This is a genomic window from Endozoicomonas montiporae CL-33, from assembly GCF_001583435.1.
Lineage (GTDB): Bacteria > Pseudomonadota > Gammaproteobacteria > Pseudomonadales > Endozoicomonadaceae > Endozoicomonas_A > Endozoicomonas_A montiporae.
On sequence record NZ_CP013251.1, the window covers coordinates 3,890,861 to 3,910,095 of the forward strand.

Annotated in this window: 18 protein-coding genes; 11 read left to right on the forward strand and 7 right to left on the reverse strand. The window is 47.7% G+C overall.

The features are described from left to right. Positions 1 to 162 precede the first annotated feature (162 nt). Together EZMO1_RS17820 and EZMO1_RS17825 are read left to right on the forward strand one after the other, a co-directional pair. Positions 163 to 1,740 (forward strand): AbgT family transporter, encoded by a 1,578-nt coding sequence (locus EZMO1_RS17820; RefSeq protein ID WP_034876656.1) that lies wholly within the window; start codon positions 163 to 165, stop codon positions 1,738 to 1,740. A gap of 154 nt (positions 1,741 to 1,894) precedes the next feature. Next, entirely contained in the window at positions 1,895 to 2,902 is a 1,008-nt protein-coding gene (locus EZMO1_RS17825; RefSeq protein WP_222842137.1) for a hypothetical protein, read from the forward strand. 86 nt (positions 2,903 to 2,988) lie between these two features. Here EZMO1_RS17825 and EZMO1_RS17830 read toward each other — a convergent pair whose 3' ends face one another. Both EZMO1_RS17830 and upp read right to left on the reverse strand, forming a co-directional pair. Next, positions 2,989 to 4,254: a uracil-xanthine permease family protein gene (locus EZMO1_RS17830; RefSeq protein ID WP_201772203.1), complete on the reverse strand. Its 1,266-nt coding sequence runs from the start codon at positions 4,252 to 4,254 to the stop codon at positions 2,989 to 2,991. Positions 4,255 to 4,397: 143 nt separating this feature from the next. Further along, the gene (upp, locus tag EZMO1_RS17835) at positions 4,398 to 5,024 is read right to left on the reverse strand and encodes a uracil phosphoribosyltransferase (RefSeq protein ID WP_034876652.1); all 627 of its coding nucleotides are present in this window, start codon (positions 5,022 to 5,024) and stop codon (positions 4,398 to 4,400) included. Positions 5,025 to 5,368: 344 nt separating this feature from the next. Here upp and EZMO1_RS17840 point away from each other — a divergent pair, with 344 nt between their 5' ends. Continuing rightward, the gene (locus tag EZMO1_RS17840; RefSeq protein ID WP_034876650.1) at positions 5,369 to 5,926 is read left to right on the forward strand and encodes a hypoxanthine-guanine phosphoribosyltransferase; all 558 of its coding nucleotides are present in this window, start codon (positions 5,369 to 5,371) and stop codon (positions 5,924 to 5,926) included. 133 nt (positions 5,927 to 6,059) lie between these two features. On the opposite strand, the gene EZMO1_RS17845 is transcribed toward EZMO1_RS17840, so the two are convergent. Then, positions 6,060 to 7,019, reverse strand: coding sequence for a hypothetical protein (locus EZMO1_RS17845; RefSeq protein ID WP_145912648.1), 960 nt, complete (start codon positions 7,017 to 7,019; stop codon positions 6,060 to 6,062). A gap of 244 nt (positions 7,020 to 7,263) precedes the next feature. Here EZMO1_RS17845 and EZMO1_RS26305 point away from each other — a divergent pair, with 244 nt between their 5' ends. Next, positions 7,264 to 7,548 (forward strand): hypothetical protein, encoded by a 285-nt coding sequence (locus EZMO1_RS26305; RefSeq protein ID WP_145912649.1) that lies wholly within the window; start codon positions 7,264 to 7,266, stop codon positions 7,546 to 7,548. Between the two features lie 194 nt (positions 7,549 to 7,742). Here EZMO1_RS26305 and EZMO1_RS17855 read toward each other — a convergent pair whose 3' ends face one another. Then, complete coding sequence (locus EZMO1_RS17855) at positions 7,743 to 9,041, reverse strand: amino acid permease (RefSeq protein ID WP_051790032.1); 1,299 nt, start codon at positions 9,039 to 9,041, stop codon at positions 7,743 to 7,745. Positions 9,042 to 9,359: 318 nt separating this feature from the next. On the opposite strand from EZMO1_RS17855, the gene EZMO1_RS17860 reads away from it, so the two are divergent. Next, the gene (locus EZMO1_RS17860) at positions 9,360 to 9,650 is read left to right on the forward strand and encodes a PA4642 family protein (protein ID WP_034876644.1); all 291 of its coding nucleotides are present in this window, start codon (positions 9,360 to 9,362) and stop codon (positions 9,648 to 9,650) included. Between the two features lie 68 nt (positions 9,651 to 9,718). Then, on the forward strand, positions 9,719 to 10,147 hold the full coding sequence (locus tag EZMO1_RS17865; protein ID WP_051790030.1) for a rhodanese-like domain-containing protein: 429 nt from the start codon (positions 9,719 to 9,721) through the stop codon (positions 10,145 to 10,147). An 82-nt stretch (positions 10,148 to 10,229) separates the two neighbouring features. On the opposite strand, the gene EZMO1_RS17870 is transcribed toward EZMO1_RS17865, so the two are convergent. After that, positions 10,230 to 10,793, reverse strand: coding sequence for a pyridoxamine 5'-phosphate oxidase family protein (locus EZMO1_RS17870; RefSeq protein ID WP_034876642.1), 564 nt, complete (start codon positions 10,791 to 10,793; stop codon positions 10,230 to 10,232). Between the two features lie 315 nt (positions 10,794 to 11,108). Here EZMO1_RS17870 and EZMO1_RS17875 point away from each other — a divergent pair, with 315 nt between their 5' ends. The 4 genes from EZMO1_RS17875 to EZMO1_RS17885 all read left to right on the forward strand — a co-directional run bounded on the left by EZMO1_RS17875 (position 11,109) and on the right by EZMO1_RS17885 (position 15,268). After that, complete coding sequence (locus EZMO1_RS17875; RefSeq protein ID WP_034877492.1) at positions 11,109 to 12,302, forward strand: MerR family transcriptional regulator; 1,194 nt, start codon at positions 11,109 to 11,111, stop codon at positions 12,300 to 12,302. Between the two features lie 27 nt (positions 12,303 to 12,329). Beyond that, entirely contained in the window at positions 12,330 to 12,833 is a 504-nt protein-coding gene (locus EZMO1_RS17880) for a GNAT family N-acetyltransferase (protein WP_034876641.1), read from the forward strand. Positions 12,834 to 13,142: 309 nt separating this feature from the next. Beyond that, a complete protein-coding gene (locus EZMO1_RS27845) occupies positions 13,143 to 13,271 on the forward strand; it encodes a DMT family transporter (protein ID WP_269077878.1) in 129 nt (42 codons plus the stop codon). Between the two features lie 671 nt (positions 13,272 to 13,942). Further along, on the forward strand, positions 13,943 to 15,268 hold the full coding sequence (locus EZMO1_RS17885) for a dicarboxylate/amino acid:cation symporter (protein WP_034876640.1): 1,326 nt from the start codon (positions 13,943 to 13,945) through the stop codon (positions 15,266 to 15,268). Between the two features lie 184 nt (positions 15,269 to 15,452). Here EZMO1_RS17885 and lpxL read toward each other — a convergent pair whose 3' ends face one another. Then, positions 15,453 to 16,484: an LpxL/LpxP family Kdo(2)-lipid IV(A) lauroyl/palmitoleoyl acyltransferase gene (lpxL, locus tag EZMO1_RS17890; protein WP_082212134.1), complete on the reverse strand. Its 1,032-nt coding sequence runs from the start codon at positions 16,482 to 16,484 to the stop codon at positions 15,453 to 15,455. Positions 16,485 to 16,661: 177 nt separating this feature from the next. Between lpxL and tsaA the strand changes: the two genes are divergently transcribed. Beyond that, entirely contained in the window at positions 16,662 to 17,381 is a 720-nt protein-coding gene (tsaA, locus tag EZMO1_RS17895; RefSeq protein WP_330217122.1) for a tRNA (N6-threonylcarbamoyladenosine(37)-N6)-methyltransferase TrmO, read from the forward strand. Here tsaA and EZMO1_RS17900 read toward each other — a convergent pair. Then, on the reverse strand, positions 17,347 to 19,119 hold the full coding sequence (locus EZMO1_RS17900; protein WP_034876637.1) for a hypothetical protein: 1,773 nt from the start codon (positions 19,117 to 19,119) through the stop codon (positions 17,347 to 17,349). The two genes, tsaA and EZMO1_RS17900, sit on opposite strands and share 35 nt — an antisense overlap. Positions 19,120 to 19,235: the final 116 nt, after the last annotated feature.

Below are 19,235 nucleotides of genomic sequence, written 5' to 3' on the forward strand. Positions count from 1 at the left end.
AATACCTGCCACAGCGTTTTTGCCGTTTTTCCCGACTCCTTATCGTGCATAAAAATTCAATAATCCTGTTGACCTGATCAATGCAGTTTCTTTTCACTGTCATAACACACCCATGCTCTGCATTGCCCGCTGCCCTGGCAGCCTATTCAAACAGGAATTTTTATGAGTACAGCGGTCAACGCAACAGCCAACAATAAACAGAAAGGTGCACTGCAACGCTTTCTGGATATTATCGAGCGCGGTGGAAATGCCCTGCCTCATCCGATCATCATGTTCTTCTACTTTGCAGCAGGCACCATTGCCCTGTCTGCGATTCTGAACATGCTTGGCGTATCGGTGACCTACGATGCCATGGATCGGGCGACCGGCGAACTGATGCCTACCACCGTGACGATTCAAAGCTTGCTGACCGCAGACGGCATTCGCTTTATGTTCACCAATGCCATTCGAGCCTTTACCGGCCATGCGGCTCTGGGCACCATTCTGGTGGCTATGCTGGGTGTCGGCGTTGCAGAATCATCCGGACTGATCAGCGCCATGCTCAAGCGCGTGGTACTGGCTACGCCTAAACGACTGATCACCCCTATTCTGGTATTTGCCGGTATTATGTCGAACGTCGCCTCCGACGCTGGTTACGTAGTACTGGTGCCACTGGGTGCCATTGTCTTTATGAGTTTTGGCCGTCATCCACTGGCGGGTATTGCAGCCGCGTTTGCCGGTGTTTCCGGTGGTTTCTCTGCCAACCTGGTGATTGGTTCTACCGACCCATTGCTGGGCGGTATCTCAACCGAAGCCGCACGCATTCTTGACCCGACCTATATGGTGACTCCGGTTGCAAACTACTACTTTATGTTTGTTTCCACCTTCCTGATCACCATTCTGGGTACCTTTGTTACTGACAAAATTGTTGAACCCCGTCTCGGTCAGTATAAAGGCGAGATGACGAAACAGGCTGACCAGATGACGCCTGAAGAGATGAAGGGCCTGAAACGTGCGAAGTGGGCATTCCTGATTCTGGCCGCGACGGTGGCAGCCCTGATTCTGCCCGAATCTGCACCACTGCGTGACGCCACCACCGGTGCGATTCTGGGTAATTCTCCGTTCATGCAGTCGATCATTGTGATTCTGACGGCCGCCTTCCTGATTCCCGGTATTGCTTACGGCTACGGTGCCAAGACCATTACCAGCCCGGACGATATCGTCAAAGGTCTGGTGAAAGCCATGTCGTCCATGGGCAGTGTGCTGGTGATTATTTTTGTCTCTGCACAGTTTGTGTCTTACTTTGCCTATTCTAACCTCGGCATTGTAGCAGCGGTGTCTGGTGCGGATATGCTGCAGGGGATTGGCTTTACCGGTATTCCTCTGGCCGTATCCATGGTGGTTCTGGCCGCTGTAACCAATCTGTTCATGGGCGGTGCCAGCTCTAAATGGCTGATTATGGCACCGGTGTTTATCCCGATGTTCATGCAGCTGGGCTTCACTCCGGAATACACTCAGGTGGCTTATCGTATTGGTGATTCCACCACCAATATCATTACGCCACTGATGACCTATTTCCCGATCATTGCCAGCTTTGCGGCTCGCTATGAAGAGAAGAACGGTCCGAAGATTGGTATTGGTACTGTGATCTCCATGATGATGCCATACACCTTCTTCTTCCTGGGTGGCTGGATTGTGATGTTTATTATCTGGAGCATGCTGAACCTACCTCTGGGGCCGGGTGCAGCGATTATGTTGTAAGTTGGAGCTTCTCAGCACGGCTTGATAAAACGCCCGGCGATCGATTTGATCCCGGGCGTTTTTTTATTGGTCTATAACATTATCCTTTCATTCAGGAACCTTGAGGTTTTAGCCTGTGATAAAAACGACTATCAAGCAGCTGTTACTGCCCATAGTGTTTGTATTGATCAGCCATGAAATTATGGCAATGACGTTTAATTATTACGATGAAAGCGGTGATCACCTTTATCACCTGAGTCAAACCTTTGGCGAATATCTTCACTTAAGTGTTCATCAGAACGCTGAGGCTGAAAATGGTGTCACCCCAGACTGGCAGGCTTTTTATCAATTTATGGCCTTACACAACTGGATGATACGAATTCATACCTCCAGCCTGTCTCCGCAACACTTAACCATTCATTTTCCTGAATATCATCTCTATACCGCTACAGACAGAAAAAACAGCCAGATTATTATTGGCGTAGAGGTCAGGATCAAAAACGATGAATCATTATTATTTCAATATTCGGAGCTGGCTGACCAGTTGAATACAGACCATTCAACCACACTACCGGAAGAGCGCATTCACAGTAGTATCGGTACAGGATTCAGTGTGGCAAATGTATTTTCTAATTCTGAAGTCGTCCATGAGATCGTTGAAATTTACAATAAGAGGGCAACTCTTCTCCAGAAAAACAAGGATTATGAACAAACTCTTCCTGTCGTCAGAAAAATTCACAGTAATGGCAAAAGGCTGAATGTAGCAAGTGACTTATCAGTCTCTCTTCACATTGAACAAAACCTCTATAATTATGACCAGTACAGCCTGCGATTTTCAGAACCGGTAGAATCTGACGAACCGAGTATTGTTTTAATTGCTCTTCGTCCTTTCACAGTACAAGATAAAAAAAATGAATATCAATGCATGATAAAAAATAAAAACGCCCGAATTAAATCGTTACAATCAGCTGTACATCAAAAATCCATGACACAGACCAGCAAAAGAAAATTAGAATTTGAAGAAAACAGTGAGTGTACTTCTGACTCAATCGAGACAAAACTTATCAAAGTTTCATCCAAAGTCGCGAAAGCTCTAATGAAAAATGCTGCTCGAAAAGGTCTGTATCATCTTCTAGATACTGTTTTTCGATTAAGGCTTTCATATAGGTCAGGGAAGGTATGAACAAGGCCAGAAAAACCAATGAGAAAGTAAAAGACTCTCTCATTGGCAACCCATAATTAAGGGCAATCATTTCTGAAGAGTAGAAATCAGGAGCCAACTTCCATGGACTGATAGCGATCTTCTTTTTCGGTGTGTGGCAGAATCAGATTCAGCAGCACTGCCGTGATGGCACACAGGGAAACCCCGCGCAGGGTGAAATCACCAAAGCTCAGAGCCATATTACCAATGCCAAATACCAGCACAACGGAAACAATGACCAGGTTACGGGCTTTACCCAGATCCACCTGAGCCTTGATCAGCGTATTCAGCCCCACCACAGCAATGGAACCAAACAGCAGAATCATAATGCCGCCCATAACCGGTGTCGGGATGGTCGCCAGGAAGCCTCCGACTTTGCTGACAAAGGCAATGGCAATGGCGATCACCGCAGCCCAGGTCATGATTTTGGGATTAAACGCTTTGGTCAGCATCACCGCACCCGTCACTTCACTGTAAGTGGTATTGGGAGGACCACCAAACATTGCTGCTGCAGACGTTGCCAGACCGTCACCCAACAGGGTGTTTTGCAAGCCCGGTTTTTCCAGATATTTTTTACCAGTCACAGAGCTGATGGCCAACATGTCGCCAATGTGTTCTATGGCCGGAGCTATCGCCACCGGAATCATAAACAGAATAGCGTTAATGTTGTATTCCGGCAGGCTGAAGTTCGGCAGACCAATCCATGCCGCTTCGTGCATGGCAGTAAAGTCTACAACCCCCATAAACGCAGCGGTGATATAACCGGCTGCCACACCACACAAAATCGGAATCAGTTTCAGAATACCGCCAGCGACGGTTGATACCAACAGCGTCGTCAGCAAAGACACACCGGCCAACATAATCGAAGTGGTTTCGTTAATGGACGGATTAGCCGTACCGTTAGCCATACTGATGGCGGTGGGTGCCAATCCAAGGCCAATCACCATAATCACCGGCCCGACCACAACGGGTGGGAACAGACGATACAGAAAGCCACTGCCCCGAACCCGGACAATCAGACTCAACACAACATAAAACAGACCGGCAGCCATCAAACCACCCATGGTGGCTGGCAAACCCCACTGGCCCACACTGAATGTGATGGGTGCAATAAAAGCAAATGAAGAAGCCAGAAAGATAGGTACACTGCAACGTGTCACCAGTTGGAAAATCAAGGTACCCACACCCGCCGTAAAAAAGGCGACATTCGGGTCAAGGCCGGTCAGGATAGGCACCAGCACCAGCGCACCAAAGGCAACAAACAGCATTTGTCCGCCCATCAGTACCTGACGCACCAGAGACATATCTTCTCCCAAAAGGTTTGTGTCGGTCATAATTGTTCTCTTCAAATCTGCAAACTTAATAAGTGCCACTCAGTTTCTGTCTGGGCAGCCGTTTACGTTCATTGTTTTTATATGGCTCTGCGGCCATGCTTTTCTACGCTTATAAAAAAAGGCCGGAAGGCCTTTTTTATGGATTACTTCGTCCCGAAGATTTTGTCTCCGGCATCGCCCAAGCCCGGCATAATATAGCCGTGTTCGTTCAGGCAATCGTCCACAGAAGCGGTGTACAGTTTTACGTCCGGGTGTGCTTCCAGCAGTTTTTCAATGCCTTCCGGTGCGGCCACCAGAACCAGACAGCGAATTTCCTTACAGCCCGCTTTCTTCAACATATCGATGGTGGCAATCATGGAGCCGCCAGTCGCCAGCATTGGGTCCAGCACCAGCGCCATACGCTCATCAATATCTTTTACCAGCTTCTCAAAGTAAGGCACCGGCTCCAGAGTTTCCTCGTCGCGGTACAGGCCGACAACGCTGACACGGGCACTTGGCACCAGATCCAGAACACCGTCCATCATGCCCAGTCCGGCACGCAGGATAGGCACGATGGTGATTTTCTTACCCTTGATCTGCTTGACCTGAACATCGCCAGCCCAGCCATCAATGGTCACATCTTCCAGTTCCAGATCTTTGGTCGCTTCGTAAGTCAGCAGGGAACCCACTTCATTTGCCAGGGTGCGAAAGCCCTTGGTGCTGATATCACGCGTGCGCATAATACCCAGCTTGTGCTGAACCAAAGGGTGTTTAATTTCCTGTACACTCATGCCAAACCTCGACCAGTGTGGTGTCTCTCAATTCATTCCGGTGTTTCTGTCTTTTCTCCCGCCCGAGTTTAGCTCTTCTGGAAAACTCCGGAAAAGCAACAGACCAATATGGAGAAAAGCGGCTGTCTGAACTGACAATGCCTTAGAATGCACCGCTAACAGCGTAAACCCTCTTATTGTCACACAACTTGGACACAACTCCATAGGTTTTTTACGAAAACCATCCCGTACAGCCTCGACTTGCTGTTCTGTCCAAACACAGGTATTTTTTTCTCCTTTTGATCAGGGTCAAACTTATAGTCGGTTTGACCAGATTGCTCACCTTATTTTGAGGTTCACACCCAATGTCTGTTGATCTCGATCATATCCGGCAAGTTCGTGAAGAAGCTGACTGTCTCTACAATGAGCAGCAGATTGAGGAAGCTATTGCCAACATGGGTAAAGCCATCACCGAACAGCTGAGTGACAGCAACCCGCTGATTTACTGTGTGATGAACGGTGGTCTGGTCATCACCGGCAAGCTGATGACTCACCTGCAATTTCCTCTGGAAGCGTCTTACGTGCACGCCACCCGCTACAGAGACCAACTGACCGGCGGCCAGCTGAACTGGAAAGTACGCCCGACTCAGGACATGAAAGGCCGTACCGTGGTAGTGGTTGATGACATTCTGGACGAAGGCCACACTCTGGACGCCATTGTTGACTTCTGCAAGGAGCAGGGTGCCGAGAAAGTACTGACTGCTGTTCTGATCGACAAAAAGCACGATCGCAAGGCTCGTCCGGGTATGAAGGCCGACTTCTGTGGTCTGGATATCGAAGATCGTTACATTTTCGGTTATGGTCTGGACTATCAGGGTTACTGGCGTAATGCCAATGGTATTTTTGCTCTGAAAGGTCATTGAGTAGCTGATCATTCGATTCCGAATGATCAGCTACTTAAGACCAGAACAGAACCTGAAAAAGGCGCTTACTCTATTGAGTAAGCGCCTTTTTCTGATCACTGCACTTCACGGTCTTAATAAAGTTTTGTCAGTATTACAATTTACGCCCCTTCAGGTCACTTTTCAGACCCCTTCGTTCTCTTCTGGTCGCTTTCGTGGCGTAATCATGTTCTTTTTCTGCTTTTTTATCTTCTTCCAAAGAGCTTTTATCTAGCTTTTTGAGTGTCGTACTAAGGACATCTTTCTTATCTTTCTTAGTGGCTTTTTTAAGCTGCTCCTTTGATGCGTTCAGTTTATTTCTCAACTCAGCTCGATCAGAAAAGTAATCATCAACGGTGAACTGCATACTTCTTTTTTCATCTTTTGCTTTAGCCAGTTGTTGTTTGAGTTCCGTCTTGTCACCTTTTTGCCGTTTCAGCTGTTTTTCCAGTGCTTTAATCTGCCTTTCTTTCTTGGGTATTTCGACCTCTTTAAAACGATCCCTTCTTGCTCTCAAATGACTCAATTCTGTTTGGGCATTTTCTACCTGATTCTGAAGTAGTTCTACCGTTTTATGGTGTTCTACCCTTTTTGCACTCTTGTCGCTATCCAGCTTTCGATGCCTGTTTTGAGTCATTTGGTCAATATAAGCATGCTGTCGACCCTCGGAGCCGGCATAATGACTATCAAGCTCTGCTTTCATCTCTTTATTCAACTTCGAAATCTGATCTTTAAGGTCTGCGCGCTGTGCATCAATGCCGGTTGTTTCATCTGACGCATTTTGGTAATTCTCGTATCCTCCGGAATTCTCAAAAGCCTTTTTAAATTCACTCAGCATCTGATCTCTCTGACGCATGGACTGAGTTTTGGAAAACGTGAACTTCTGCCCGGTATCCGGAATTTTAAATGTGCCTTTCTTTGGAGGGCTACCAGCTTTAAGTAAGTCTACTTCCGAACCAAACTCGCGCTCAAACTGCTGCCATTCAAGCTTGCTAGCCTTCAAAGAATCTAACCGATCCAACTTGGTGTTTCTTTCCTGTACTTTTGCATGCAATTGCTCTGGAAAGCCTTTCAACCGCTCCGGTGAGATTTTTTTCCAGTTTTTTCCCGTCAGGAAGCGTTTAGCACGACCGTAAGTTTCTGACTTCAGCTTCCGTCCGGCAGAATGTAACTCGTCGCCTACCTTCTGCTTCTTGCTTCGGGTGTCTTTTCTTTCTGTCGGCTGGGCTTCTACCTTCTCCGTGGTATCGCTTGGTTGAGTATCAGGTTGGAAGGAGTCAGGCGGTGGAGGCAAGTCATCATCAACGCTACCAAGGCTATTGAATGAAGAAAAATTACTGATAAAGCTGTCAGAACTATTGCGCGATGAAATACCGCTATCCCCTCCTTGGGAAGAGTTTGAAGCAGGAGCAGGCCTTGGCATGAAGGATTGCTTTGGAGTCCTGATTGAAGCACTTCGGCTTGGGATAGAAGTGGGCTTTACTGGAGTCTTTGCCACTGAGGTAGCCGCAGGTCGGACTGAAGGCATGGAGGCTAACTTGGCTGGCAAACTAACCGAACGACTAAACGCTTTCTTTTTTGCCGTTTTTGGCGATTCTGACTGAGTTGGCGAAGTAAGACTTTGTGCTGGCTGAGCAGCTCCGGAGCCGTTGATAGATGACATAGCTATTCCCTTAAACATCCCTGTTTTCAGACTGCAGAAGTCATTTGCAGTCATCACTGAGTCTTTTCCGTTATAAACTAAGTATCAGCTATAGCCGTCAGGCTTATTGGTTTGAATCTATATCAATTCGAAATATCAAAAAATCTTGTCCAAAAGAAAAGCGGTTATGGCTATGAGTCCTACTAACACAGTAAACCCGTCAAGCAATGGCTGTCTGAAGTGCTTAAGCCGCTCAACCCGGTAAAACCCATAAACCGGCATCAGGTAGAGTATGGTAGCCAGAACCGGTACCACCACCATTTCGACCATGCCAATCACGCTCCAGTTGGCATAGCCCGCAATCCAGCAGGTCAGCACGACGAAAATCACCGAAAAACGCTTTAAACCGGTTGTGTGCACAGGTTTGTCCGGCCACTTCTTGACCCACTGCTGCACAACCAGCCCCTGAATACCTTCCAGTGTGCCCAGATACACGCCAAACCATGAGCTGGCAATCGCCAGAAAGGCAATACAGGGCGCAATGATAGAGAAAAACGGATTGCCTGAGCGATTGGCCAGAATCGACAAAATAGGCAGATTCTCGGTTTTTGCCTGAGCCATATCCTCTGCAGACAGACTGAGTACCGAGGAAAAGACAAATAACAGGATCACCACCAGCAACAGCTGCGTATTGCGTTTCAGTATCTGTGCCGTTTTGCGGGCGCACGCCTCTTCATCCTTTATCTGAACCCTGTATGCCTGAGCAAAGGCTGAACATGCGGGCGAATGATTGAATGAAAAGATGAGCAATGGTGTTGTCAGAAACAGTGTCACGCAGACACCGTGAAAATCAACGGGTTGATCGAATGCCGAAAGATTCCATTGAGGCACTAGATACAGAGATATCCCCAGTAATACCGCTACCAGCGGATAACAGAGAAGTTTAACCGCCCTTAACATCCAGGTTTCACCAGCATGCATCACCGCCACCAGCAGAACCACTAAAGACAGGCACAGCCAGAGGCGAGACGGAATTTCCATATGCAACTGGTGCTCAATAAAGCTGAGTACCACATTGGTAATACCGATGCCATACAGCAGGATAATGGGGTAGATCGAGAGGAAATAGGCAAAGGTCAGCACCTGCCCGGCCTTTTCACCAAAATGATCTCTGACTGTAGACGTGATGTTAGCGGCAGGGTCTTTGCCCGACAGGCAAAAGCGAACCAGATTTCGATGCGCCAGCCAGACCATTGGACCAGCAAGCATCGACAGGATAATCAGGGGCCAGATACCACCAACCCCTGCGCTGATGGGCAGATAAAGAATTCCTGCACCAATCGCCGTTCCGAATAGGTTGAGCATCCACCCGGTGTCACGGGCCGTCCAGTTGCTGACAGGGTTGCCAGAATCCCCTGCCCGCCGTCCATCAAACTCTGCAGAACTTTCTGGCATTTAGAACTCCTCAAACTTAGCCATTTCTGTAAAAGACGAGTTAGCAGTCCATTTTAATAAAACGGCCCAATAGTCCTTTGTAAGACTGATAAAGCGAAGGGCTGTTGCAGAAAGCAAACAGCATTACAAGAAAAAAGCCTGACTCTCATACCAAATCAGGAAGCCATAGGAGTATAGACATCCTGTGCAGAAAAATTTTCCGTGCTTACAGAATGAAACACTTTTAGAGAAAAACTGAATATCTATATAGCCAGCCGGATTAATATGTCAGGCATTTATTCAGTTAGAATCGTGCTGACTTATTGTCCGGATCACATCATGAAAAAAGATAAGAAAAAGGTTATCGGAGAAACGCTCAGCGATGCGCGAATCCAGGAGCTGCTGACACTGCAACCACCTGCCGGTGAGAACCGTGCCTTTCATATTCTGACCAGAGCCTACCGAACCCTGAGGGAAGACGATTTTTCCCGTTTCATGGTGTTCTACACGGAGGCAGAACTGGACCTGAACCCCTGCAACCGTTCTGGTCATTATTTTGTTGATGTAATCGCCAGACACCAACACTCAGAACCTTATTTACGAGCCCTGCAGGCCGCTGGTCACCATTAGAATCATGATGGCAGTTTAATAACTGTCATCTATACTCCAGATGTTTTTTAATCCGGAGTATTCAGGTCATGAGCGCTTCAAAGTTGCACTATTTTTTTGCTCTTTTTTTAACCGTTTTGTGTAATCATCTCTTTGCCGGAGAACTCGATCAGGCAAAAGCTTACGACAAACATTATCCGGAAATTAAATATCAGGACTTAAGAAAATCCATCGATGCAGGCGAAGTCTTTATCATCGACGTTAACAGTGAGCAAACCTACAAACAGGGCCACTTGCCAACTGCTGTCTCCATGGTCGATGAAAAGAAGCTTGAAGAACGCATGCCCTTTAACAAGGACTACCCGATTGTTGTTTACTGCGGCGGACCTCAATGTACTGCATGGTACAAAGGAGCAGACTTTGCTGCAGCCAGAGGCTACAACAGTATTCGTCACTATAAAGGTGGTCTGAAAGACTGGAAGGCTCAGGGAGAACGGCTATCAACTACGGCCAACTAAAAGGCTCTTACCCCTGAGTCATTGCTGCATCCATAGCACACCTGTTGGCAGGCAAGCCGTCCGGGCAAAGCTAAAGTGCTAATTATTTTGTCTCAAGCCCGGACAACCCGGTAATATTCGTATCAAAACCATCAATACTTTTCTGGTTCTTTTGCTGCCAATAGTCCTCTGTCCCTTCTTTCCCCCTGCGCCTGAACGTATTCACCAATGCGTCCCGATCCTGTTTGTAGTCATAAAGCGGTACACCCATACCGCATGAAATCTGAGTTTTCTCCACATGTAACAAGAAGATTTGTCTGGATCCCGGCATTTCCGGGAACAAACTAATGTAGTTACCCCACTCCCTGTGAGCCGGGTGCAGCACATCTGACTGCCCATAAAGTCTCAAAATAACAGGCCTTCCCTCGAAAGCACAAAACATGATCGTCATTCTTGGATTGATTTGCACATGGGCAGAAGTCTCGTTGCCGCTACCGGTTAAATTCAACCAGGCAACCGTATTCCTGTTAAGCACCTTCAAAGAATCCATGCCCTTGGGTGATACATTGACCGTCCCTTCCTGAGCAGCGGTACCTACAAAAAAGATGTGCTGTTTTTCGATGAACTCAATCTGCTCATCGGTTATCTCCAAAAACTGTTTTCCCATACTTATCACCCGCCTTTAGAATATTTCTTCAGAGGTATAGCAAATGTTGACTTGTCTACAGCTTTATACTTTACACTTCATCAATCGTTGATTCCTGAGTAATACCAATTCCGTTTTCTAAATATGACCATGAGCAAGCCATTCCAAATCGCTGGGCAAGGAAGAACGACAAGTAATAGCTCTGGCTATTGCGAGGAGTTCTGACGCAGAGCCAGTGGTTTGGAATGGCTGCGCAATTCATGTTTAGAAGATGGAACTGGTATACCTTTGTATTCAGGGTCTGCTGCTTACCCTCTGCCGCTGAAGCTTGCGCCTGTGTATAAAATCTCTGAACTTGCCAGAAAAGCCGGTTTATCCCGTTCAACGTTACTGTACTACGAAAAAACAGGGCTACTCTGCGGGCAACGCAGTTCAAACGGATACCGATATTACAGCGATCTGGATTTACAAAGGCTGATACTGATTAAACAACTTCAGGCTGGCGGACTGTCCCTCAAAGACTGCCTTAGCTGCCTGAACAAAGGGCCTGACCCTGCTCTTCTCAGGCAGAGACTGGCAACGCTGGATCAGGAAATAGCTCAAAAACAGCAGGCCAGACAACTACTGGGCTCTCTGCTGGGCGAAGACTCCACAACACTGCGGCGTTTTCATCAGCATCTCGAGCAGACAGCGCCTCTCGCTCATGGGCAATGGTTACAGGCCCGGGGGCTGAATGAAACAGATAGTTTGCATGTACGCTGGCTATCACATAATCCTTATGAACATGATGGTTATATGAACGACTTTAAACGTATATTTGAAGGACTTGAACGACACGGGCCGGGCTCTGAAAAAGATTCTCTCTGGGCACTTTCGCAGGTTCCGGGTCAGCCTGAAAACATACTTGATATAGGCTGTGGTACAGGTGCATCAACCTTCATGCTGGCCGAACAAACCTCAGCAAGGATTACAGCACTGGATAACCTGCAGGAAAGTCTTGATTTCCTGCAACAACAGGCAGAAAGCCTTAAGCTGCGCAGCAGGGTCACCACCTGCAATGCCAGCATGACCAGCATTCCTTTCGCGCCTGCCAGTTTTGACCTGTTATGGAGTGAAGGCAGTGCTTACATCATGGGTTTTGCCAACGCCCTGAAACAATGGCGCTCTTTGTTAAGCGACAATGGTTATTTGGTTATCAGTGACCTGGTCTGGACTGACGAACTCATAGACGATGAGATAACTGACTTCTGGAAGACAGGCTATCCCGACATGCAGACAGTCGAGCACAGACTGGAACAATGTCGCCAGCATGGCTACAAAGTGAAGGCTCACCGGATGATGGGCAAAGAAGCCTGGGACGGCTATACCAGACCGTTAGAACAAAGACTGGACGAACTAGAGCCAACAATGCCTGACTCGCTGGCTATCAAGGATCTTCGTAAAGAAATTAACATTCTCGACCGTTTCGAGGGGCGTTTCACCTATATGATCATGGTACTGAAAAAAAGCCCTGAGACGACAGAGGCATAATATATCCCTATAGCTATAGAAAACCGCATGAATATTCGTAAAGAAACCACTGAAGATACTGGCGCTATAAGTAACCTGATTTACAGCGCCTTCAAAGGGCATCCTCACCACGAGCCCGGTGCAGAACCGACTGAACATCTGATTGTCGATCAACTCAGAAAGCAGGGTGAGCTATCGCTTTCCCTGATTATGGAGCAGGATGGAGAGATCACGGGGCATATTGCCTTCTCTCCCATCAGAATAAACGGAGAACAGAGCCACTGGATGGGTCTGGGGCCAGTTGCCGTCTCACCCTCTCATCAAGGTAAAGGAATTGGCTCGGCACTGATCAATGAGGCAATAAGACAACTGAAAGAACAAGGTGTCAGAGGCTTTGTTGTGCTGGGAGAACCTGAGTATTACTCTCGATTTGGCTTCACGCACCATTCAGGACTGACATTAAACGGCGTTCCACCGGAATACTTTATGATCATGCCAAATGACCCGGAAATTCCTACCGGCACTGTCTCCTACTCAACAGCCTTTAGTTGAGCGCAAAAGTTGAGCGCAAAGAAGCTTCAATTAACAGACCAACCACCGCCAGCTCTTAAAAACAGCCCTAAGAGGGCTGGCAGTCTCACTCTGAAACACCTGCAGGCAAGAATCCGCGCTGCGTTAAACAGTCTCTTCTCGTTGACGATGAACTCTTTATCAGACGACAACGATAACTAATACCAATTCCCCTTTCTAAACATGAAATGCGCAGCCATTCCAAACCGCTGGTTCGGCGTCAGAACTCCTCGCAATAGCCAGTTATTACTCGTCGTTTTTCCTTGCCCAGCGATTTGGATTGGCTTGCTCATGGTCATATTCAGAAAACGGAATTGGTATTATTTCTTCCTGAAAGAGCCGGTCAGCCTTATGCAACTGGCCAGTGTCGCATTGATCATAACCGGCGTTATTGAGTTAAAAGTCACCTCCAGTGGATAAGCATTGCCAAGTTCTCCGGGAGGCTTTGCATATAATTTTACCAGCGCCCCTGACGATAATGATCAATAAACACCCATTCCCACCTTTTCGTATTGATTCAGATCAACACCCACCAGTTACGTACTAGCCGAAATCGAACAAATGCAGACCGAACAAGGTAGTGAAAAAAACTGCAAAAGATTACAAAAACGTCTTTTTAACCCTAAAACAGCTATTTTCAGTATCCGTTTTGCTGTTTATTGACTTAAATCAACCATGGTTACCTTGCGACTCTCTAACCTTTATAACCGCCGGGGTTCTGGTTGATAAGCTACACCTATAAAAACTCTTCACCGTCTGAGAGATCATAAGTGATTCTTATGCTCACAGAAGCTTCATCACCTGCTGAGATTACACAGCCATAACAACCACAACAGTCTGATCGACAATCCTCCCCCGCACTGAGCCTGCAAGTTCTCAGCCATACGAAATCGAATATTTCTGGCTTATTGGGCAGGTACTGAACAAGGCGCAACAGCGGGAGCATAGCGAGCTATGTGACCAGAGTTGCAACGCCGTGCAGTGCCTGAACAATGAGTCAGAATATATGATTTCGTATAGCGGAGTACTTAGATACGACACAACAACGAAATTAATGCAGGCGTTTTGTTCGGCAATAAAGGATAAATAATATGCAGCAGTGGATTCGACTCTCTCTCACCGCCAAAGTACTGATTGGTATGGTCACAGGCCTGCTGATCGGTCTGATCATGCGTCACCAGTTTGAAGGTGTGGCCTTCGTTGAACAGTATCTGGTCAACGGAGTGTTTGACGTCATAGGACAGGTATTCCTGACCGTTCTGAGAATGATTGTGGTACCTCTGGTTTTCACCTCTATCGTGTGTGGAGCCTGTTCTCTCAAAGATATTACTGTACTGGGACGCCTGGGCGGTAAAACCATTGCCCTGTATCTTTTAACCACCTGTATTGCTATCAGTTTGGCGATGGCTGTCGCCCTGGTGGTATCTCCGGGTGAAGGAGCCAATCTGGAGAGTGTCAGCACCTACGCTGCATCAACCGCACCTTCCATTTCAGAAGTCATTATCGGCATGTTCCCAAGCAACCCGGTAGAAGCCCTGGCGTCCGGCAACACATTGCAAATCATTGTATTTGCGCTGTTGTTTGGTATCGCTATTGCAGCGGCAGGCAAGCCTGCCCAGCCCGTGGTTAACCTGTTCATTGCCCTGAATGAAGTGATGATGAAACTGGTCACCCTGATCATGAATCTGGCACCTTACGGTGTGATGGGTCTGATGGCGAAACTGTTCTACAGCATGAACCTTGGCGCTATCGGTAACCTGTTCCAGTACTTTATGGTGGTTATCGGGGTACTGGCCCTGCAGGTATTCATCACTTACTGTGGTCTGCTGAAAGTCACCACTGGCCTGAGTCCAAGTCTGTTCCTGAAAAAAATTCAGGACGCGTTCATGTTTGCATTCACCACTGCGTCCAGTAATGCCACCATTCCGGTGACGCTGGAAGCTGTCACCCGTCGCATGGGTGTGAAGAACCAGATCGCTTCTTTCACCATTCCTCTGGGCAGTACCATTAACATGGACGGTACCGCCATCATGCAAGGCGCAGCGACTGTATTCATTGCACAGGCATTCGGTGTCGAGCTGTTCCTGAACGACTACCTGCTAGTGATCATGACCGCTACTCTGGCTTCCATCGGTACCGCTGGTGTTCCGGGTGTGGGGCTGGTGATGCTGGCAATGGTGCTGCAGCAGGTAGGTTTGCCGCTCGAAGGTATTGCCCTGATTATGGGTGTTGACCGTCTGCTGGATATGGTGCGTACCGCCGTTAACATTACCGGCGACAGCGTAGTGACCTGTATTGTTGCGAAAAGTGAAGGTGCTCTGGATCAGGCCGTCTTTAACGATGCAACCGCAGGCGAAAAAGAAGAAAACATCGACTTCCACCGCATTGGCAATCGCCAACAACCCCTGGAAGCCTGATTAGACCAATTCATGTTTATAACTGGAGTTACGCACCCTCTACGAATCATCAAGATTTCCGAACGAGGTCATTGCTCTGTAGCCCTGATTCCTTCGTTTAAGGTGCGTAACATCAGTTTATAAGGCGGAATTGGCATTAATTGTCCATAGCGACAAAAGGGTAAAGATTTACCCTTTTGTCGTTTCAACTAGCCTCTGCTATTACTGATACATCAGCAAACTCAGGCTGCTTCCCGTACAAACTTGGATCATCCGGATTGGGTCGTGTTTTAAAACGACGATGTAACCACATGTACTGCTCCGGCGCCTTCAGAATGCCCTGCTCTATAATCTTGTTACAGCGAATAGCATCAGCCCGGTCATCCCCACTGGGAAAGTCATCCAGCGGCTCGGAAATTTCCAGTGTATAGCCTGAATCGTCGGCATTTCGGGTTGCCAGAAAAGACATCATCTTCGCCTTGGAAATACGGCACATGGTGCTGCTGCCAGTAATGGTGGCTGCTTCTTTCACGGCAAAAAACGGTACAAACTCGGCACCGTCACGACCAAAGTCCTGATCAGTGGTATACCAGACAATTTCGCCCTGTCGCAAAGCCCGGATGGCTGATTTCAGTTTGAACTTGTTAATCATGCCCTTGTTTGAACGGGAACGACCACGCACCTGTAGGTATTCCATGACCGGATTATTGTGCGGACGATAAACCCCAAGACCATCTGACTTAAGACCAAACAGACGCACACCAATTTCCAGTGTCAGGCTATGCAGAGAAAACAGAAGAACGCCACGACCCTCTTGCTGAGCCTGTTCTATATGCTCCAGCCCTTTAAACGTCAGTAGCTTACTCAGTCGTTTATCAGACCACCACCAGGCCATAGCCAGCTCAAACAGGGCAATGCCGGTGGATTCAAAATTCTTGATCAGCAGCGCTCGACGCTCGTCGTCTGGCATGTCGGGAAAGCAAAGTTCAAGGTTACGCTCAGCGGTTTTCCGGCGCGAAGGCACAACCGTCATTAACAGTCGTCCGAGTCTGCGCCCCAGTGCAAGTTGCCAACGATAAGGAAGCGTCTGTGTGGTTATCCACAACAGTCCCACTAACAACCACAATGCCCAGTATTTTGGATGCAGAAAAGCCAGCTCAAATTTAACAGTATCTGCAGATACCAGAGAGCTGATGGTTTTACCAGAAGGTCGCGAGGTCTTGGATGTTTTTTGCATGTCAGCATTCTATTAAAAATAAAGAATGCTGAACTTCAGTACTAACCGTAAATTACCCGACACAACACTATTATTTACCGAAGCAACACAGATGAGCGCATATAAACCAACAGCTATTGAATAATTCTGCCCGTACGGTAAAGTCCGCGGGTTATTGTTATCCCAGATGGAATCAGTGTGTCCAGAAGCTTTCAGTTCGACCAGATCGGTGTTATTCACTCCTGCTACCGGCAGAAGTTTGGTATTCCCCGTCAGCCCGGTATTGTGACGGCAGCCGAAGCGGAACTGGAGCTGTTACCGCCTTACAATCAGGAAAACCTGGTGCGGGGTCTGGAAGGGTTCTCGCATCTCTGGGTGCATTTTATTTTTCACGAAACCATGAACGAAGGCTGGCGACCCACCATTCGTCCGCCACGCCTGGGCGGTAAACAGCGAATGGGCGTGTTTGCGACTCGTTCAACACACCGTCCTAATCCGGTTGGTCTCTCCGTGGTGCGACTCGAAGGTATTCAGTCCGGTCATGGTAAGTTGACTCTTCAGCTGGCAGAAGCCGACCTTCTGGATGGTACGCCGGTTATTGATATCAAACCTTACCTGCCTTATGCCGACGCCCGGCCTGAAGCCAAAGGCGGTTTTGCTCCATTACCCGCCGTCATGGCTGAAGTTGAATTCACAGAACGAGCCATGGCCAAATGCTTACAGTACGAACAAAGAACCGGCAGACAGCTGGTACTTCTTATCCGGCAGGTGTTGGGGCAGGATCCTCGTCCGGCTTATCTCCGTGAAACCACCGGACGACGACACGGATCGGCTTTATGGGATGTGAATGTGGTGTGGGAATCCCGGGGCGACCACTTTCTCGTCACTGACTTGGAAGCTTATACGGCTGAAAATTAACACGATGCCTGCTGCCATCATCAACATAGTGACCAATGGTAAGCCTCTGGTCAGCCTGAACCAGGGTTCTTATGGGCGCCCTTGGCACAGAGGCGTTTGTCATCATATCCGCGATCAATTTTGTGAACAGCACCGAGGTTGGTCCGACATAGTTCAGGCTCACATGCAGGGCTACTCCTTTTGCTAATGAGTGAGCAACAAACAGCTCGGGAAAAAGCTTAAACGAGAGAAGTCGCTCAGCACCCGGGAAAGCTTTGACAGCTCCACCGGCAAGGCCTCCAGCTTTGCCCGTTAACCAAAACAGGTTGTTTGCCCCTTTTGCTGCCAGAGCATACCCTGGTACAGAAGTTTGCGCGACAGAAGCCAGATAAGCGATCAGCTTCGCAGCATACGGAGAGGCTATGGCCGAAGCCTGAAGCCCGGCAAGCGCCCCAAGGGTTACGAGCCCTCCGTTAATCTGCCCCTGGAACCACTCTTCCACTTCTTGCATGCGCTGGTTACTGGACAACTCATAACCCATAAACGATGAGCTTGTTTGCTTTAAAAACTCATCAAATAAAACCTTGGTTACCTTTCCTTCTCCCCCTAAAAACGACATCGATATGTAAACCAACCCTTCCTGAAAAACCGAATATATTTCAGCATCCGCCCCTCTCTCAAGCTCGGTTAAACATCTAATAAAATGACGAATTCGTCCTCCTGAGGAAATAGTTACCTTAACCAACATAGCCTTCAGCATTGCATTTTTTGCAGTGGGGGCAAGCAAACTGGCTGCGCCAAAGCCACTATATGCAGACCAGGCATCCGTGATTAAGTTACTTGCGGGTTGCCGAACAGTACCATTAGCCGGTGAAATATACTCGGCAACCGGTTGAATAACCGCCTGCGTAATACAATCCAAGGTGTTACCTGACAGGGGTGAAAGCCAAAACGTAGCGTAACGACCTGCCAATGTAAGATCTTTCATTTCGGTTAAGAAATCTACGAGCTTGAAGTAAGCTAATGCCCCCTGTATAGCCATAGTTGAACAGGTAGATCCAGCCGCTGAGAAACCGTGATTGATAAAAAAGCGCTTCAGATCACGACCCGCCTTTAACTGAGCAAACAACATGGTATAACCATGTATATGAGCAAAGGGGTTTATGCCACCAAAGTTATTTAGCCTGTTTCCTGTCAACTTGTCGATTCCCCCGGAAACAGTCAGCATCATGGCATGATACCCTAGGGTTTCCAGCACAGAAGGCACCCTTTCATAAGGTGATTTTCCGGGTTTATGCTGGGTAAAAAGGCAGATACGCTTACCTTCATTACCGGGAGAATAAATAGCTCGCAGGCTGGTACGAGGTATATCAAGCCTTTCGCTGTCAACAGTCGAATGCCCCAAGCGATTCATGCCAGCGAGATCCAGATACAAACCATGATGCGTGTAATCAAACCCTTCATCCATGGCGGTGCTACCGGGACGAATCGGGTTGTAGTACTTGCTGTCCCAATAATCATCTTTAAGCTGAGACGGGGCGGTCAGATAGAAATGGGCGTAACCTTCGGAATCAACCAGCGCACAGTTGCTACCATCATCCGGAATCAATCCATCAGGGGAAATTTCAATAACAGGAAGCAGACTATCCATGCCGACGGGCTGAGTGACATACCTATATTCGCTGCTGGCCTGAGCAAGACCAGACAATAAAACCAACATCAGCTGGAAGCGTTGAAATAAAGAGAAAAACTGTCGCATATCATCTATTGGCTATTAAAACAGAGCTTTAAGAATAGACAGTTATTTAAAAGGTGCTTTGAGCGATTAAAATATTTTATTGATTAGAATATGAACTTGAAAATTATATTCAAATT

Bases quoted from the DNA above. Each gene is read 5' to 3' on its own strand.
- EZMO1_RS17820 (WP_034876656.1), top strand. From the start codon at position 163: ATGAGTACAGCGGTCAACGCAACAGCCAACAATAAACAGAAAGGTGCA.
- EZMO1_RS17830 (WP_201772203.1), bottom strand. From the start codon at position 4,254: ATGACCGACACAAACCTTTTGGGAGAAGATATGTCTCTGGTGCGTCAG.
- upp (WP_034876652.1), bottom strand. From the start codon at position 5,024: ATGAGTGTACAGGAAATTAAACACCCTTTGGTTCAGCACAAGCTGGGT.
- EZMO1_RS17840 (WP_034876650.1), top strand. From the start codon at position 5,369: ATGTCTGTTGATCTCGATCATATCCGGCAAGTTCGTGAAGAAGCTGAC.
- EZMO1_RS17855 (WP_051790032.1), bottom strand. From the start codon at position 9,041: ATGCCAGAAAGTTCTGCAGAGTTTGATGGACGGCGGGCAGGGGATTCT.
- EZMO1_RS17860 (WP_034876644.1), top strand. From the start codon at position 9,360: ATGAAAAAAGATAAGAAAAAGGTTATCGGAGAAACGCTCAGCGATGCG.
- EZMO1_RS17865 (WP_051790030.1), top strand. From the start codon at position 9,719: ATGAGCGCTTCAAAGTTGCACTATTTTTTTGCTCTTTTTTTAACCGTT.
- EZMO1_RS17870 (WP_034876642.1), bottom strand. From the start codon at position 10,793: ATGGGAAAACAGTTTTTGGAGATAACCGATGAGCAGATTGAGTTCATC.
- EZMO1_RS17880 (WP_034876641.1), top strand. From the start codon at position 12,330: ATGAATATTCGTAAAGAAACCACTGAAGATACTGGCGCTATAAGTAAC.
- EZMO1_RS27845 (WP_269077878.1), top strand. From the start codon at position 13,143: ATGGTCATATTCAGAAAACGGAATTGGTATTATTTCTTCCTGAAAGAG.
- EZMO1_RS17885 (WP_034876640.1), top strand. From the start codon at position 13,943: ATGCAGCAGTGGATTCGACTCTCTCTCACCGCCAAAGTACTGATTGGT.
- lpxL (WP_082212134.1), bottom strand. From the start codon at position 16,484: ATGCAAAAAACATCCAAGACCTCGCGACCTTCTGGTAAAACCATCAGC.
- EZMO1_RS17900 (WP_034876637.1), bottom strand. From the start codon at position 19,119: ATGCGACAGTTTTTCTCTTTATTTCAACGCTTCCAGCTGATGTTGGTT.